This is a genomic window from Embleya sp. NPDC001921 (genome assembly GCF_053594475.1).
This window is the reverse complement of record NZ_JBSFEO010000040.1, coordinates 12,590-28,267: the sequence shown is the minus strand read 5'-3', so window position 1 is coordinate 28,267 and position 15,678 is coordinate 12,590. Positions and strand designations below refer to the sequence as shown.

Sequence of the window (15,678 nt, the reverse complement as noted above, 5' to 3'; positions counted from 1 at the left end):
CGCCCGGGCGCCCCCGCGATCCACCCGACGGCCGCCCGACGTCACCCCTTCGGCACCCAGTCCAGGGTGCGCTGCACCGCCCGCTTCCAGTCCGCGTAACCGCTCTCCCGGCGCTCGCGGTCCCACTCCGGTTCCCAACGGGCGTCCTGATTCCAGTTGGCCCGCAACTCGTCGGTGTCGCGCCAGAAACCGACCGAGAGACCGGCGGCGTACGCCGCGCCCAGCGCGGTGGTCTCCGGGACGGTCGGCCGGATCACCGGCACCCCCAGCACGTCGGCCTGGATCTGCATGCACAGACTGTTCTCGGTGACCCCGCCGTCCACCTTCAGCACGCTCAGCGCCACACCCGAGTCCTTGGCCATCGCGTCGACCACGTCGCGACTCTGATAGCAGATCGCCTCCAGCGTGGCCCGGGCGATGTGGCCCACGTCGTGATAGCGGGCCAGGCCGACGATCGCGCCGCGCGCGTCGCTGCGCCAGTACGGCGCGAACAGACCGGAGAAGGCCGGCACGAAGTACACCCCGGCCGTGTCCTGCACCTGGCCGGCCAGCGTCTCGCTGTCCGCGGCCTTCTTGATGATGTGCAACTGGTCGCGCAACCACTGCACCGCCGACCCGGTCACCGCGATCGAGCCCTCCAGCGCGTACACCGGATCCTGCCCCGCGAAGTGGTAGGCGACCGTGGTCAGCAGGCCGTGCTCGGAGCGCACGATGCGGTTGCCGGTGTTGAGGAGCATGAAGTTGCCGGTGCCGTAGGTGTTCTTCGCCTCGCCCTCGGCGAAGCACACCTGACCCACCGTGGCCGCGTGCTGATCGCCCAGCGTGCCGGTCAGCGGGATGCCCACGAGCGGGCTGGTGTCGGGCGACTCGCCGTAGCCGTCCGGGTAGCCCGACGGGCGAATGCTCGGCAACATGCCGCGCGGGATGTCGAAGAAGGACAACAACTCCTCGTCCCAGTCCAGCGTGCGCAGGTCCATCAGCATCGTGCGCGAGGCGTTGGTGACATCGGTGACGTGCACCCCGCCGCGCACCCCGCCGGTCAGGTTCCACAACAACCAGGTGTCGATGGTGCCGAAGATCGCGTCGCCGCGCTCGGCGTCCCGGCGTACCTCGTCGACGTTCTCCAGGATCCACTGCACCTTGCCCGCCGCGAAGTAGGTCGACGGCGGCAGGCCCGCCTTCGCCCGGATCACCTCGCCCCGACCGTCCTGCTCCAACGCGTGGGCGATCCGGTCGGTCCGGGTGTCCTGCCACACGATCGCGTTGTGGTACGGCCGGCCGGTGCGCCGATTCCACACCACCGTGGTCTCGCGCTGATTGGTGATGCCCAGCGCGGCGAAGTCGGTGGGCGTGAGGTTGTACTGGTTCAGCCCACTGGAGATCACCGAACGGGTGCGCTCCCAGATCTCCACGGGGCTGTGCTCCACCCACCCCGCGCGCGGCATGATCTGCCGATGCTCCAACTGCTGGCGCCCGACCACGTTGCCGGCATGGTCGAAGACCATGAAACGGGTGCTGCTGGTGCCCTGATCGATTGCCGCGACGAAATCCGCCATCTCCAACCCTCCACTGTGGCGACGCCCGGCCCCGGTGCCGTGGCCGTGCGACGTCGGATCTGCCCGTTCCGTACGCCGGTCAGTCGGCTTCGACCACTCTGCCCGGCAGTTCCTCCGCCGTGGGCAGGAACGGCGCGATCAGCCGTTGATACAGGGCCGCCCCGATCAGGCCACCGATGAACGGTCCCACGATCGGTACCCAGAAGTAGAGATTGCCGTACTGATCGCGCCAGGCCCCGCCGTACCCGGTCAGGAAGCTGGCCAGCCGAGGACCGAAGTCGCGGGCCGGATTGATCGCGTAGCCGGCGTCGGTACCGAACGCCATCCCGATCGCGACCACCAGCAGGCCCGTCAACAACGCGCCCATGTTGGCCTTGGGCGCGGTGTTCAGCACGTCCGTGAGCGCCATGATCACCAGCAGCAGGATCGCGGTACCGATGATCTGGTCGCGCAACGCGCCCCACTCGCTGACCGGGAGCGTGCCGTTGCCCGGCAACGTCGAGAAGACGGTCTGCGTCTTGATCGTGTGCCCGGGGTCGGCCTGGGCCAGCACCTCGGTGTAGTTCCAGCGCACCAGCAGCGCCGCGACGAACGCCCCGGCGGTCTGGGCGAGCGCGTACGGCGCCACCTTGTGCCACGGGAAGCCGCGGAAGGCGGCCAGCGCCAGCGTCACCGCCGGGTTCAGATGCGCGCCCGAGGCGCGGGCGGCGATGTACACCCCGAAGGTCACCCCCAGCCCCCAGGCCCAGGCGATGCTGTCGTGATCGCCCAGGTCCGCGGCCACGACCTGGGCCACCACGCCCGTGCCGAACAGGATCAGCACCATCGTGCCGACGAACTCGGCGACCAACTCGCCCCGGATCGCCCATCGCCCACTCGGCGGCCCGACCGGATCCGCCCGCCGGGCCCCGGTCTCCCGCGCCTCGCCCGCGCTCACGGCGCCGGGACGATGTCGGGGGCACCGAGCCGGGCCGCGTCGGCGGTCAGGTCGTCCGGTTGCCGCTGTGCGTCGCGTTCGGCCTCGACCCGTTTGCCGTAGTGCGCGATCTCGTCGAGGATCTGCTGCTCGTCCCACCCCAGCGGCCCGGCCATCAGGCGCGCGGCGATCTCCGCCGCCTCCACGCCGCGATCCCAGGACTCGATCGAGGCGCGGGTGCGCCGGGTGAGCACGTCGTCCAGATGGCGCGCGCCCTCGTGGGTGACCGCGTACACCACCTCGGCCCGCAGATAGTCGTCCGCCCCGGGCAGCGGTTTGGCCAACTCACGGTCCTGCTCGATGAGTTCGAGCACCTCGCCGATCATCGAGCCGTACCGGGTCAGCAGGTGCGCGATGCGCGCCACGTGCAATCCGGACGCCTGGGCCAGGCTGTGTCGGCGATTGCGCAACGCCTGGTAGCCGTCCGCGCCCAACAGCGGCACGTCGTGGGTGACCGACGGACCCGGATACGCGCCGTCCAGCGTGCGAACCGCCTCGTCCACGGCGTCCTTGGCCATCACCCGATAGGTCGTGTACTTCCCGCCCGCGATCACCACCAGGCCCGGCACGGGATGGGCGACCAGGTGCTCCCGGGACAACTTGCTGGTCTCGGCCGCGTCGCCGGCCAGCAGCGGACGCAGCCCCGCGTACACGCCCTCCACGTCGTCCCGGGACAGCGGCGTGGCCAGCACCCGGTTGACGTGCTCCAACAGGTAGTCGATGTCGCGCGAACTCGCGGCGGGGTGCTGCTTGTCCAGGTCCCACGGCGTGTCGGTGGTCCCGATCAGCCAGTGTCGACCCCACGGGATCACGAACAACACGCTGGCCTCGGTGCGCAGGATCAACCCGGACCGCGAGTTCACCCGATCCCGCGGCACCAGCACGTGCACGCCCTTGGACGCGCGTACGTGGAACTGGCCCCGGGTGTCGGCCATGGCCTGCGTGTCGTCGGTCCACACACCCGTCGCGTTGATCACCTGCTTGGCGTGCACCTCCAACTCGCGGCCGGACTCGACGTCGACCAGCGACGCGCCGGTGACCCGTTCGCCCTGCCGGAGGAAGCCGGTGACCCTGGTCCGGTTGGCCACGTGCGCGCCGTAGGCGGCGGCCGTACGGGTGATCGTCATGGTGTGCCGAGCGTCGTCGACCTGCGCGTCCCAGTACTGCACCGCGCCGATCAGCGCGTCCGCCTTGAGGGCCGGGACCTCGCGCAGCGCGCTGTGTCTGGTGAGATGGCGATGATGCGGCAGCCCCCGGGAGCTGCCCGAGGTCAGGCCCATCGTGTCGTACAGGAGCACGCCGGCGCCGACGTACAGGCGTTCCCATCCGCGATGGGTCAGCGGATACAGGAACTTCACCGGTCGCACCAGGTGCGGGGCCAGCCGTTGCACCAGCAGACCACGCTCGCGCAGCGCCTCCTGGACGAGCCGGAAGTCCAGCATCTCCAGATACCGCAGGCCCCCGTGGATGAGTTTGCTGGAGCGGCTGGAGGTGCCGCTGGCCCAGTCGCGGCCCTCGACCAGGCCGACGCTCAGTCCTCGGGTGACGGCGTCCAGCGCGCATCCGGCGCCGACGACACCTCCGCCGACGACCAGGATGTCCAGTTCGCGGCCGGATCCCAACGCGGTCAGGGCATCTTCGCGGGCCTTCGGCGACAGGGCGACGGGCTTCACGTCGGACTCCTCGGCAGGGAAAGGCTGGTCCCTACATTCGATGGCCTACGTCCGCGCCCCGCACGTCGAGCGATGCCCGGTTGTGGGCCGGGCGGAGTAACGGCCGACCGATCCGGGGCGCGGGCCGGGCCGGGTGAGGCGGTCGCCGTCCACGATCGCCGGTACCGCAAACGTGGGATCGCCCCGGTGCCGCGGTCAGGCCGCCGCGGCCAGGGACGTCAGGGTGTCGTACGCGCGGGTCAGCGACTGTTCGGCCAGGGGCTTGAGGGCGGACATCGCGGGGACGGTCGTGGCCAGGGTCAGTTCGGCGTGCACGAACTCCAGGTCCCGGGCGAGACCGATCGAGCGCAGGACGGCCCGCAGGTACGGCTCCTGGTGGTCCCAGCCCTCGCGCGGCGTGCCGGGCGCGTACGACCCGCCCCGGGTGGTGACGACGACCACGGTCTTGCCCGCCAGTGGGCCCGGGCCGCCGTCGGGCGCGACCATGTTGGCCGGTGTGACGACGCGGTCCAACCAGGCCTTGACCGTGGACGGGATCGAGTAGTTGTACATCGGCACGCCCATCACGACGGTGTCCGCGTCCCGCAGTTCGGTGTTCAGCAGCTCGGTGAGGGCCCGCTCGTGCGGCGGTTCGCCGTGGTCGCGGCTCGGATCGAGGAGGGCTTCGCGGACGGCGTGGGTGATGTGCGGGACGGGGTGGGCCGCGAGGTCGCGGTGGACGTAGCCGCCGTGCGGATGCCGACCGCGCCACCGGGCGGCGAAGTGGGCGGACAGGTCGCGGGATACCGAGCCGGTTCGGCGGATGCTCGCGTCCAGGTGCAGGAGGGAAGGCATGTACGACCTCGAATCGGGTGCGGGAGGGGGTGGATCGGCGGCGCGCCGTGGCTGCCGGGTGGTGGTGCGCGATGACGACCGTAGACATTGACGCCGGTGGCAGGGCAAGCCCGCTCGGCGGCGGGGCGGTGTCGTACCGCCGCCGGCGGAGATCGCTCGCCGGCTACGGCGCAGGTTTACCCGCGATGTCCACCGAGGACGGGACGACAGCCGGCAGCCGGTCGGCCAGGGTTGCGCCTGGCCGCGCCCGCGTGCGGCGGGCATCGCGAATCACCGGAGTACCAGGGGCTTTCATGGACGGAACCGACACGACAGTGGCACCGACTCGACCGCGACGGCGCGTGCGTCGAGTGCGCCGCCTGTGGGCCGCGATCGCCGTCGCGGCGTCGACGCTGACCATGGTGGGCCTGCCGGCGCAGGCGCAGGCGTTCCCGCCGCCACCGGCGCCCGCGTTGCCGGCGGCGAACTCGCACGGCATCACGGTCACCCAGTGGACGAACTCGAACCTGCTCAGCGACCGCAGGATGTTCGACGCCACGATGACCACCTCGGCGATCATGACACCGCGCGGCGGCACGCCCACGATCGATCCCGTCAAGGTGCCGGTCAAGGTGCGGATCTGGTTGCCCGACGACTATGTGAGCGATCCGGCCAAGGCGTACCCGGTCCTGTATCTGCTGCACGGCGGAGCCGGGGACTTCGAGCAGTGGTCCAAGTCGGACGCGGGCGACGTTCTCGACACCGTCGACCGCCGGACGTTCAAGGGCATCGTGGTGATGCCCGAGGGCGGCAAGTCCGGTTGGTACACCGACTGGGCGGGCCACACCCGGGGGAACTTCGCCCCGATGTGGGAGACCTTCCACATGCGGCAGTTGGTGCCCTGGATCGACGCGAACTTCAATACGGTCGACGACCGTTCGGGGCGTGCCGTCGCCGGCTTGTCGATGGGCGGGCTCGGCGCGCTCAGGTACGCGGCCGATTTCCGGGAGCAGTTCTCCGCGGTGGGCGCCTTTTCCGGTGGTACCACCCTGGGTGACGACGGCGCGATGAACCGGGTGGCCGACTCGATGCTCGGCTACGGCGCGGCGACCTCCTGGAACGGCCTCCTCGACCCGAACTACCGGGTGTACGGCAGCGCGTCGGAGCGCGCGTAGGCGGTCTACGGTCCGCGAGCGAAGTGGGCCGACGTCACCCCGGTCGGCATGGCCCGGGCCGGGAAGTACTCGGGCTACGCGGGCAAGTTCGCGATGTACGCGGGCGGCGCGGACGGGCAGGGCCATCCCAGTGGGCGGGGCGAGTCCGACATCAAGGCGTGGAACGACCAGTTGCGCGCGGCCATCGGCACATCGTTCACGCCCCGGTACTGCACGGGCCCCGGCGAGCACAACTTCGACTACTGGCGCAACGACCTGCGCGACTTCGTGCAGTACGTGTACGGCGGCACGCCGCCCGCGCATTGCACGGAGAACGGGCGTTCCGGCAACACGGGCAACGTTCCGTGGGTTGCCGCCTAGCCACCGGCACTCGGCCCGGCCCGCGCCCGTCGGCTTCTCGACGGTGCGGGGTCGGGCCGGCCTGCTCTCGGCGGTGCGGGGCCGGGCCCGCGTGCTTTCGGCGGTGGCGCAAGTCGGCTTTCCCGAAAGGTAGTTCGTCCGGAGTCGAGCGCGGTCCGGACGAGTGCGGGCGGCAGGATCGAGTGCGGGAACGCGGGGTAGACGGGCGGACACAGTGCCCGCGACCGGCGGGTGCGAGCCGAAGAGGGGTCGCGTGTGATGCCCGAGCTGAAGGACGTGAGGGACACGGTGACGGGTTCGCGGGATGTCACCGTCGGGGCGCCACTCGTGCCGGCTGCCCCGGGGCGATCCGCGGAGCCGGTGCCGACGGCCGACGCCGCGCGCGGGCGTACCGCGATCGCCGACGCCGTGGTCGCGAAGATCACCGGGGTGGCCGCGCGGGAGATCCAGGGTGTGTACGCGCTGGGCGGGTCGGTGGCGCGAGCGTTGGACGCGGTGCGACAACGCGTTCCGGGCGGCCGACCGAACGTGGCGCACGGGGTGAGCGTCGAGGTCGGGGAGCGACAGTGCGCGCTGGACCTGAACCTGGTCGTGGAGTACGGCGTGCCCATCGCCGAACTGGGCCGGGCGGTACGTGCGCACATCATCGAGACGGTCGAGCGGCTGACCGGCCTCGAAGTGGTGGAGGTGAACATCGCCGTGGACGACATCCACCTGCACGACGGCGACCGGCACGCGTCGGCTCGGGTCGAGTAGGCACGGGTTTCGTCGTGGACGCCGGTCCGCGCGTGCGTACCCGCGCTCGGCACGAGCGGGCGGGCCGGGGCCGCTCTGCGCGGGAGCCCGGCGGTTTCGCTCAGCCGTCGCGGCGCCCTCGGCCGCGGGCGCGGCGAAGGGCGTCGCGGTAGGCGGTGCGGACGGCGGCGGTCACGGCGTCTGCGTTCGCGAGCCTGGTCAGGCGGTCGCGGCCGGCCCGGCCCAGGCGCCGGCGTTCGTGCGGGTGGGTCAGGAGGGCGTCGAGGGCGTGGGCCAGGGCGGCCACGTCGGTGGGTGCGACCAGGACACCCGCGTGGCCGTGGTCGAGTTGGTGGGGGATGGCGCCGACCGTCGTGGCCACCACCGGTACGCCCGCGGCCATCGCCTCCAGGACGACCAAGGGGGCGCCCTCGGTCAACGAGGGCACGCACAGGACGTCCAGGGCGGCCACCGCCGCCGGGCCGTCCGTGCGCATTCCCCGGAAACGCACCCGGTCGCCCAACCGCAGACTCCCGGCCAACGCGTGGAGTTCGCCGCGCAGGGTGCCGTCGCCCACGACGGTGAAGGCCACCTCGGGATGCCGATCCGCGATCCGGGCGGCGGCACGCACGAAGAACTCCACGCCCTTCTCGCGCTCCAACCGGCCCACCACGCCCACCGTCACCGGCGCACCGCGCCCGGACGGATCGGCCGTCGTCGCGGGTCCGAACACCGCCGTGCCCACGACCCGGACCCTCGACGCGGGCACCCGGTCGACCGTGCGCAGCCGTTCGGCGATCTGTTCGGAGACGGCCAGCACCAGCGCGCAGCGGCGGTACAGGGGCCGGCTGTAGGCGCGGGCGAGAGGGCCGCGCCAGGACGCCATGCTGTGTTCGGTCACCACGACCGGGACGCGGGCGATTCGGCCGGCGAGGGCCGCGGCCATCGTGGCGGCGTGTACGTGCGCGTGTACCAGGTCGAACCCGCCCGCCCGGACCAGCCGCGCGATCCGCACTGCCAGCAGCGGGCTGACCAGGCGGGCCACGCGGCGCCGGCCCAGCACCACGACGCGTACGCCCGCCGCGGCGAGTTCGGCGCCGGCCGGCCCGTCCTCGGTACAGGCCAGCACCACCGCGTGCCCGTGTGCGGCCAACGCGACGGCCAGGCCCGCGACTTGTCGCTGCGCGCCGCCGATGCGCAGGTCGTCCACCACGAGCAGTACTCGTAGCGGTCCCCGCCCGCCCGCGCGGCATTGCCCGCGCGGCGCCCCCCTGGCCCCGATCGTCGCCCCCCTGGTGCACGGCCGCCGCGGTGTCGCGCCCCCGTCATACGAGGATGTCCCTTCTCGGGCGCCGGGGCAGGCGAGAGCCGAATCCGGACCGATCTCGACGAGGATCGGCCGTATTGTCCGCGGGGGCCGGAATCTATTGTCGGCGTGCACGGAAAACAAGACCCGTGCGCGCCGGCCACGGGTGGTCGCCCCGTTATGCGCGCAGGACCCGGCTCGGGCGGGCCCGGGCCGTACTCGCTACTCGGCTTTGGCGCCGGCCGGTCCGGGGGACGCGGAGTCGACTTCGGGGGATCTCACCACGGCGTAGCCCTGGCCGGGGGCCGGGCGCAGTTCGGTGGACGAGCCGGAGATGAAGGGGGACAGCAGGTCCATCTCGCGGTGGTAGACGAACAGGGAGGACGTGGTGCCGAATATGTTCGGCCCGTCCAGGACCAGGGGCAGCTCGGCTATCGCGTAGCCGACGGCTTGGTCGATCTGCTCCTCGGTCGGCTCGCGGCCCGCGAGGTGGCGGACCGCGGCGCGGGCGGTGCGGCGACAGGCGCCGCGGATGGCTTCGTCCGTGTGATACGCGTCGCGTACGCGCTTGAGGCAGCGCTGGTAGGCGGGCCGCTCGGACAACTGTGTCCAACTGTGCAGGTGCAGTTCCGGCTCGGGCACCCCGGCCCGTTTGAGGCCGCGCCGGGCCGGCGCGCGTAGTCGGCCGATGGCGTACCGCGCACGGCGAACGGCCTCCGCCGGTTGCGCGCCGGCGGCGGCCAGGGTGTGTGCGGCCTCGTCACCGGGGACGAACACGTCCACCCGGGCGAAGTTCGCGCAGGCCCATCCGACCAGGGCCTCGACCACGCGGGGCTTGTAGTAGCTGTTCCAGGGGCTGAGTCCGATCAGTACGTGCTCGGCACGTTCGAGGACACTCCGGCTTCCGTGGGTACACGGCCACGCCACGAATCCCATATCGATCGACTCCTTCTTCCCGTTGCCTCAAGGATTCCACCGATCACGCCCACGGCCGTCCGGCCCGACCGCGCGACGTCGACGATCGGCGCGCGCGGGAGCCATTGATGTTGTTGACCGGGGGGCGTGTGTCGAACCGCTCACCGTCGGTGGCGGACGCCGGTGTGTGGCCGAGAGGACGCGGAAACGCCGCCGGGCCCGGGCGTGCCTGTGGGCCCGGGTCCGGGCGCGGCCCTGCTGGGACGCTCGGCGCGAGGAGCTTCGCGGGCTCGATGAGCCTCGCGGACTCCATGGGGTCGGTCGCAGCGCGGCGGGGTGATCCGGGCCGGGTGCGGGCCGAGGGTACGCGCCGGTTCGGCGGCCGTGCCTCGCCGGGGCGTGGCCTGCCCGGGAGTCTCGGCGTGGTTCAGCGCACGCGGCCCATGGCCGCGAACATGTTCGTCTCCTCGACGCCCACCGGCGTTTCGCCTTCCGCGGGGCGCCAGTGCTGCATGGGCACCACACCCGGCTCGATCAGGTCGCAGCGGTCCGCGAACAGGGCGGCCAACTCGTCGCGGGAGCGCAGGTACATCGGCACGCCCCGGCGCGTGTACACCTCCGCCAGCGCGGTGGACCCGACCGCGAGGTCGGCGGTCGCCGCGGTGATGGCGAGGTAGCTGCCCGGCGCCAGCGGTGCCGTCAACTTCTCGATCAGGCCGGCGGCGTCCTCGACGAACTGGAGCATCGCGATCACCGTCACCCCCACCGGTCGGCTCAGGTCCAGCGTTTCGCACAGTTCCGGCGTCGAGAACAGGAGGTCGGGCTCGCGCATGTCCGCCTCGACATAGGCGGTGCGGCCTTGCGGGGAGCTGGAGAGCAGGGCCCGGGCGTGCACCAGCACGATGGGATCGTTGTCCACGTAGACCACGCGCGACTCGGGTGCGGTCTCCTGCACGACCTCGTGCAGATTCGGCGACGTGGGGATGCCGGTACCGATGTCGAGGAACTGGCGTATGCCGCCCTCGGTGGCCAGCCAGTGCGCCATCCGCCGCATCACCGCCCGGTTGACCCGCATGCTCGTCCACAACTCGGGCCATACCTTCAGCGCTTCCTCGGCCGCCTCCCGGTCGGCGAGGTAGTTGTCCTTGCCGCCCAGGACGTAGTCGTACATCCGAGCCGAATGCGGAATCGTCGTGTCCACCTGAACCATGTCGGCCACTCCTGCCTTCACACCGGTCACGCGCCGACATCGGTTCGCGTCCGGGCGCGCATCCAAGGAACGTATAAGCGCGTCCCGGATCGGACAACCGGCGTGGCGCATTCGTCCGCTTTGGGCTCGGCATTCGTTCGCCGGGCCGTTCCCGGTCTCATCCGCTGCCACCCGCGCCGGGCGAGGAGGCGAGCGCGTGGACCGCGGCGGCGACCGCCTCGGGAGCGGAAATCATGGGCAGGTGGCGGGACTTGGGGATGATCGTCGGTGCCGGCGCGCCGATGCGCGCGGCGGTCTCGGCGGGGGTGCCCGCGTCGAAGACGTCGTCGTCGGCGCCGAAGACCACCGACTTGGGCACGTGCACCTCGTGCAGTAGGGCCAGCCGTCGGGCGGGGATGCCCAGGACCCCTTCGCCCAGCATGCTCCACAACGCCCCCTCGGCACCCGCCACTTGGAAGGGGCGCCGCCATTCGTCGACACCCGCGCCGTCGAGCCGGGGACACTCGGGCCCGCACTGCGCGTCGTACATCCTGCGGATCAGCCCATCGACGCCGAGTCCGATGCGCAACAGGCTGGTGCGGAACGGATCGATCAGGACGTACTCGAGCGCGGCGGGCGGTCCGGCGCCGGTGTCGAGCGCGTCGCCGTCCAGGAGCATCACGCCACCGATCCGCTCGGGTGCGCGCAGCGTGGCCTCGGCGACTATCGCCGCGCCGCTGGAATGGCCCACCAGTATCGGTCGGTCGTCGGGGCCGCCCAGGCGCATGGCGTCGAGGAGGCCCAGGAGTTGGCGAGTCAGGTGGTCGACCGTGTACGGGCCGCGCCGTTGGCTGTATCCGTAGCCGGTGAGGTCGAGCGCGTAGACGCGATGGTCGCGGGCGAGGATCGGCGCCGCCCGCGACCACGTGTCGACCGATTCGAAGGCACCGTGCACCAGCACGACGGGTGGCCCCGATGTGCCCCAGGTCTGGTAGCGCGTGCGTACGTCGGCGGCCTGAACGTAGGTCAGTCCCGGGGGCGGCGTGGCGCGGTCGTCGGTGATCGCGTTGTACGTGAACGACGCGATCGTCACGCCGGCCAGCAGCACGGCGCAGGTCAGCGCGATGCGACGGGTCCACCGCCCAAGCCGGGAACGCGGCGGTTCGTCGGCGACCGGTGCTTCGAGCGGTTCCGGCGCGTCGGGCCCGTCGGGCCCGTTGGGTGTTTCGGGTTCGTCGGACTCGGTGGATTCGTCGGGTGTTGTGGGCGCTGCGGGTGCTTCGCGCGCTCCGTCTCTGGTCTTCTCGGGTGTTTCGCCGCTTCGGGGGACCGAACCGGCGGTCGTGGTCGCCGTGCCTTCCTCGGTGTCGGCGGTCCTGTCGCCGGTTGATGCCTGGTCCAAAGCGTGCGCCCCGTCGGTGGATGAAAGCGCCGGAACCGAGCGGCCCGGTAGCGCGGGCGAACCGGCGGGGCCGACGGTGCCGGCCGACGATCCGGTTCTCCTTCTCGCGGGACAACTCTCGCGTCCGGCCTCGCCTCGGCGCGTCCGACGCGAGGATGCTTTCCGGCACCTTCGTGTGGGGCAGGCCACGTGCACACGCGTGCTCCCCGGGAGGTAGGCGCGGGCCGCGGGTCACGGAGGCGGGCGTCCGGCCGGTCGCCGCCACCCGCCGGAATCACCCGGCGTCGGTCGTCTGCGGGACGATCACCAGCGGACCCGGGGCATGGTGGATGAGGCCGTGGGTGACCGATCCGAGGAGCATGCCGCGGAATCCGCCCACCCCTCGGGTGCCCACCACCAGGCACAACGCGTCCTCGGCGGCGTCCGCGAGGGAACGGATGCGATGGCCGAGGACGGTGATGCGCTCCACGGGCACGTCCGGATACTTCTCGCTCCAACCGGCGAGGGTCTCGCTCAGCCGGATCAGCGCCTCCTCGACCTCGGACTCGCTGCCGAACGCGGCGACCATGTTCGCCGTCGGCGGGCGTACCTGGACCGCGCGCAGCGACGCGCCGCGCAGCGAGGCGGTCTCGAAGGCGTAGCCGACGGCGCGTTCGCAGCCGGGCGAGCCGTCGATCCCGACCACCACCTTCGGCGGCACGCCGGCGGCGGCTTCGGGGCCGCGGACCACGGCCACCGGACACGGCGCGTGCGCGCTGACCGGGACGGCGATGCTGCCGGTCGTGAAGAGCTCCGTGAGGGCGGACAACCGGCGCGATCCCAGGACGAGCATGGACGCGGCGGGCGCCTCGGCCCGCAGTACCTCCACCGGCCGGCCCTCGACCGTCTCGGTACCCACTTCCAGTCCGGGGCGCCCCGTGACGGCCACCGCCCGCGCCTTGTCCAACAGCGCGTCGTCGGCCGCGTGTCGGCGCTCGGTCCAACTCAGGCGGGGTACGGAGACCCCGGCCTCGGGATAGGCCTCGACCGACCAGTCCAACGCGTGGGCCGTACGCAATCGGCCGTCGTGGCGGCTCGACCGCGCCGCGGCCTCCGCCTCCGCCGGGTCGACCGGCCATTCCGACGCGTGCACGAGCCGCAACGGCAACCCGTGTCGTACGGCCTCGTCCGCGGCCCAGCCGACGGCGAGCATGCCCGCCGCCGAATTCTCCACTCCGGCCACCACGGGCCGACGTCCGGTGGTTGTCATGACAGCTCCCGATCACCCTGGGGAATCCGCCTCGATCGCGGTGCTGTCTACCACTGTCTCTCGGCGAGTGCCCCGACGGCGCGGCCACCGCTCTCGGGGCACCGGTGGGTCGCCGGGGCGTCGCGGTGGGTAGCCGGACGGGGGGGCCGTGACGCGAGTGAGGCCGCATGTCGACGCTCTGTCACTGACCGAACCCGTACGGTGAGAACCGTCGAGCCGAGTCGCCTCCGCGCTCGGGCGCCTCCGGGATTCGGTCGCTGACGTCGATATGGGCCACCACCTCCCCCGTGAACTGTGGCCCCGGTTCGCCGCGTTGATCGCGCACCTGGTGCAACGCGTCGAGCGGCCCCGTCCTGACGCACGGCCGGCGCCGCGCTCAGGGTCGGTCGCGGGGCCACGCGGCGGCGACAGGCGACCGGACCCCGTCTCAGCCGCCTGTCCTCGCCCCGTGGACGGCCGTGACGGCGGTCGCGATCAGGCCGGTGACCGCGGCCGCGTCCCGGGTGGGTTCGCCGCGGACCAGGCCGTCGTAGGTCTCGAAGCCGGTGAGCTGCCAGATGATGTCGATCGTGTCGGCGGGGGTCTTCGGCGCTTGGCGTCGGAGCAGCTCGGTCAGCGCGGATCGGCGCATGTCGTCACGTTCGCGCAGCAGTCGGTCGAGGTCCGCGTCCAGTGCGGCCATGCCGCGCAGTCGGCGAATCGCCGCCGGGTCGTTTGCCCAGAAGCGAGCGAAGCTCTCGGTGAACCGCCGCAGTGCCGTGTCGGCGTCGCCGGCGGCGAACGCGTGGGACAGGTCGAGGCCCGCCTGGCCCGCGAGCGCGTCGAAGAGGGCCTCCAGCAGGCCGGACTTGGACCCGAAGGCGTTGTAGATCGTCTGCCTCGAGACGTCCGCGGCCTTGGCGATCGCGTCCACCGAGAGCTGGGTCGGCTTGGCCGCGGCCAGCAGCGAGCGGGCCGCGGCCAGGATCCGCAGTCGGGTGTCCTCGGCGGCGGCCTGGCGTTTGTCGGACTTGTAGACGCGCGGACTCACGCGGCTTGCCTCCTTCATGATTTTGGATTTACTGTCTGTCCATCGAATCCTACGCGACCTCCGGTTCGCGCACACCCCGGCCTGCCCGGGATGCGACCTGGATTCGGCGGCGGCGCGGCGACTTCGACCGGTCGCGACGGTGGTTCGACCGATCGTGACCCGTTCGCCCGACCTCCGATCCGACCGACCTTGCCGCGGCCGACCTTCCGGCGGCCGACCTCGACACAGGAGCCCATCATGTCCATCGAACAACCCCTCGACGGTCGTGTCGCGATCGTCACCGGCGCGAGCCGAGGCATCGGCGCGGCCAGCGCCCGCGCACTGCACCGCGCCGGGGCGACGGTCGTCCTGGCCGCCCGCGACACCGACGCCCTGAACACGCTGGCCGCCGAGATCGACGTGGACGGCGGACGCGCGCTCGCCGTACCCACCGACGTCACCGACCCCGCCGCCGTCGAACGCCTGGTGGCCACCACCGTCGACCGCTTCGGCCGACTGGACGCGGCCGTCAACAACGCCGCGGGCGGCGGCCACCCGCCCACGCCGCTCGCCGAGGTGGACGTCGCCGCCTTCGACAGCGCCCTCACCGTCAGCCTGCGCGGCGTCTTCCTCGCCATGAAGTACGAGATCCCCGCCATGCTCGGCTCGGGCGCGGGCGCCATCGTCAACATGGCCTCCACCGCCGGACTCCAGGCGGTCGGCGGGCTGGCCGGCTATGTCTCGGCCAAGTTCGGGCTGATCGGCCTCACCCGGACCGCCGCGCTCGACTACGCCGACGCCGGCATCCGGGTCAACGCGCTCGCGCCCGGGCCGATCCACACCGAGCACCTGGAGGCGGCGGGCGAACACGCGCGGCGGGCCGCCGCCCAGGCGATGCCGATGAAACGCATCGGCGTGCCCGACGAGGTCGCGGCGGCGGTGGTGTGGTTGTGCTCGGACGCGTCGTCCTTCGTCACCGGCGCCACGCTCCCCGTCGACGGCGGCAAACTCGCCGGCGCGCCGCCCTTCCGCAGGCCCGCCGCCACCCCGCCACGCCCGGACGCGTCGTCGTGAACCCGCCGGCGATCGACGACACCGGTAGTACGCAAGGCCGTTGGGGAGTGTCGAACGTGCCGGCCCGGGCGTCGATCGGAGTGCGGTACCGACGGCGCCGTGCCTCGACGGATCGCGGTGGGAACCGATCCGGGTCGGTGGGCATCGAAGCGGGGTGACGACGACGCAAGACGGGGGCGCCCCCGACACGGGACCTGGGATCGAGACGCAATCGCCGAGGCGGCGTCGGCGGTGGACGCGGGCCCG

General features: G+C 72.2%; 14 protein-coding genes. 4 read left to right on the top strand and 10 right to left on the bottom strand.

Annotated elements, in window-relative coordinates; all coding sequences use genetic code 11:
* Window positions 1-41: 41 nt before the first annotated feature.
* The 4 genes from glpK to ACWCPW_RS36730 all read right to left on the bottom strand — a co-directional run bounded on the left by glpK (window position 42) and on the right by ACWCPW_RS36730 (window position 5,039).
* A complete protein-coding gene (gene glpK, locus ACWCPW_RS36745) occupies window positions 42-1,556 on the bottom strand; it encodes a glycerol kinase GlpK (protein ID WP_449765905.1) in 1,515 nt (504 codons plus the stop codon).
* 79 nt (window positions 1,557-1,635) lie between these two features.
* On the bottom strand, window positions 1,636-2,418 hold the full coding sequence (locus tag ACWCPW_RS36740) for an MIP/aquaporin family protein (protein ID WP_449765986.1): 783 nt from the start codon (window positions 2,416-2,418) through the stop codon (window positions 1,636-1,638).
* Window positions 2,419-2,489: 71 nt separating this feature from the next.
* The gene (locus ACWCPW_RS36735) at window positions 2,490-4,190 is read right to left on the bottom strand and encodes a glycerol-3-phosphate dehydrogenase/oxidase (protein WP_449765985.1); all 1,701 of its coding nucleotides are present in this window, start codon (window positions 4,188-4,190) and stop codon (window positions 2,490-2,492) included.
* A 210-nt stretch (window positions 4,191-4,400) separates the two neighbouring features.
* A complete protein-coding gene (locus ACWCPW_RS36730) occupies window positions 4,401-5,039 on the bottom strand; it encodes an FMN-dependent NADH-azoreductase (RefSeq protein ID WP_449765904.1) in 639 nt (212 codons plus the stop codon).
* Window positions 5,040-5,380: 341 nt separating this feature from the next.
* Here ACWCPW_RS36730 and ACWCPW_RS36725 point away from each other — a divergent pair, with 341 nt between their 5' ends.
* The 3 genes from ACWCPW_RS36725 to ACWCPW_RS36715 all read left to right on the top strand — a co-directional run bounded on the left by ACWCPW_RS36725 (window position 5,381) and on the right by ACWCPW_RS36715 (window position 7,309).
* A complete protein-coding gene (locus ACWCPW_RS36725; RefSeq protein WP_449765903.1) occupies window positions 5,381-6,193 on the top strand; it encodes an alpha/beta hydrolase in 813 nt (270 codons plus the stop codon).
* Window positions 6,194-6,241: 48 nt separating this feature from the next.
* Window positions 6,242-6,553 carry a hypothetical protein gene (locus ACWCPW_RS36720; RefSeq protein ID WP_449765902.1) on the top strand — a complete coding sequence of 104 codons (312 nt, stop codon included), beginning with the start codon at window positions 6,242-6,244 and terminating at the stop codon, window positions 6,551-6,553.
* Between the two features lie 258 nt (window positions 6,554-6,811).
* On the top strand, window positions 6,812-7,309 hold the full coding sequence (locus ACWCPW_RS36715; RefSeq protein ID WP_449765901.1) for an Asp23/Gls24 family envelope stress response protein: 498 nt from the start codon (window positions 6,812-6,814) through the stop codon (window positions 7,307-7,309).
* A 100-nt stretch (window positions 7,310-7,409) separates the two neighbouring features.
* Here the strand turns inward: ACWCPW_RS36715 and ACWCPW_RS36710 are convergent, their stop codons facing one another.
* From ACWCPW_RS36710 to ACWCPW_RS36685, 6 genes are all read right to left on the bottom strand, one after another.
* Window positions 7,410-8,498 carry a glycosyltransferase family 4 protein gene (locus tag ACWCPW_RS36710; protein WP_449765900.1) on the bottom strand — a complete coding sequence of 363 codons (1,089 nt, stop codon included), beginning with the start codon at window positions 8,496-8,498 and terminating at the stop codon, window positions 7,410-7,412.
* A gap of 318 nt (window positions 8,499-8,816) precedes the next feature.
* A complete protein-coding gene (locus ACWCPW_RS36705; RefSeq protein WP_449765899.1) occupies window positions 8,817-9,530 on the bottom strand; it encodes a tRNA-dependent cyclodipeptide synthase in 714 nt (237 codons plus the stop codon).
* A 406-nt stretch (window positions 9,531-9,936) separates the two neighbouring features.
* Window positions 9,937-10,719 carry an SAM-dependent methyltransferase gene (locus tag ACWCPW_RS36700; RefSeq protein ID WP_449765898.1) on the bottom strand — a complete coding sequence of 261 codons (783 nt, stop codon included), beginning with the start codon at window positions 10,717-10,719 and terminating at the stop codon, window positions 9,937-9,939.
* Between the two features lie 157 nt (window positions 10,720-10,876).
* Window positions 10,877-11,791 carry an alpha/beta fold hydrolase gene (locus ACWCPW_RS36695; RefSeq protein ID WP_449765897.1) on the bottom strand — a complete coding sequence of 305 codons (915 nt, stop codon included), beginning with the start codon at window positions 11,789-11,791 and terminating at the stop codon, window positions 10,877-10,879.
* Between the two features lie 583 nt (window positions 11,792-12,374).
* Complete coding sequence (locus tag ACWCPW_RS36690; RefSeq protein ID WP_449765896.1) at window positions 12,375-13,349, bottom strand: universal stress protein; 975 nt, start codon at window positions 13,347-13,349, stop codon at window positions 12,375-12,377.
* Window positions 13,350-13,776: 427 nt separating this feature from the next.
* Entirely contained in the window at window positions 13,777-14,379 is a 603-nt protein-coding gene (locus tag ACWCPW_RS36685) for a TetR/AcrR family transcriptional regulator (RefSeq protein WP_449765895.1), read from the bottom strand.
* Window positions 14,380-14,616: 237 nt separating this feature from the next.
* Between ACWCPW_RS36685 and ACWCPW_RS36680 the strand changes: the two genes are divergently transcribed.
* The gene (locus tag ACWCPW_RS36680) at window positions 14,617-15,432 is read left to right on the top strand and encodes an SDR family NAD(P)-dependent oxidoreductase (protein ID WP_449765894.1); all 816 of its coding nucleotides are present in this window, start codon (window positions 14,617-14,619) and stop codon (window positions 15,430-15,432) included.
* The last annotated feature ends 246 nt before the right edge of the window (window positions 15,433-15,678 follow it).

Excerpts from the sequence above, each read along its gene's own strand:
- glpK (WP_449765905.1), bottom strand. The coding sequence starts at position 1,556 with ATGGCGGATTTCGTCGCGGCAATCGATCAGGGCACCAGCAGCACCCGT.
- ACWCPW_RS36730 (WP_449765904.1), bottom strand. The coding sequence starts at position 5,039 with ATGCCTTCCCTCCTGCACCTGGACGCGAGCATCCGCCGAACCGGCTCG.
- ACWCPW_RS36720 (WP_449765902.1), top strand. The coding sequence starts at position 6,242 with ATGGCCCGGGCCGGGAAGTACTCGGGCTACGCGGGCAAGTTCGCGATG.
- ACWCPW_RS36715 (WP_449765901.1), top strand. The coding sequence starts at position 6,812 with ATGCCCGAGCTGAAGGACGTGAGGGACACGGTGACGGGTTCGCGGGAT.
- ACWCPW_RS36705 (WP_449765899.1), bottom strand. The coding sequence starts at position 9,530 with ATGGGATTCGTGGCGTGGCCGTGTACCCACGGAAGCCGGAGTGTCCTC.
- ACWCPW_RS36700 (WP_449765898.1), bottom strand. The coding sequence starts at position 10,719 with ATGGTTCAGGTGGACACGACGATTCCGCATTCGGCTCGGATGTACGAC.
- ACWCPW_RS36690 (WP_449765896.1), bottom strand. The coding sequence starts at position 13,349 with ATGACAACCACCGGACGTCGGCCCGTGGTGGCCGGAGTGGAGAATTCG.
- ACWCPW_RS36680 (WP_449765894.1), top strand. The coding sequence starts at position 14,617 with ATGTCCATCGAACAACCCCTCGACGGTCGTGTCGCGATCGTCACCGGC.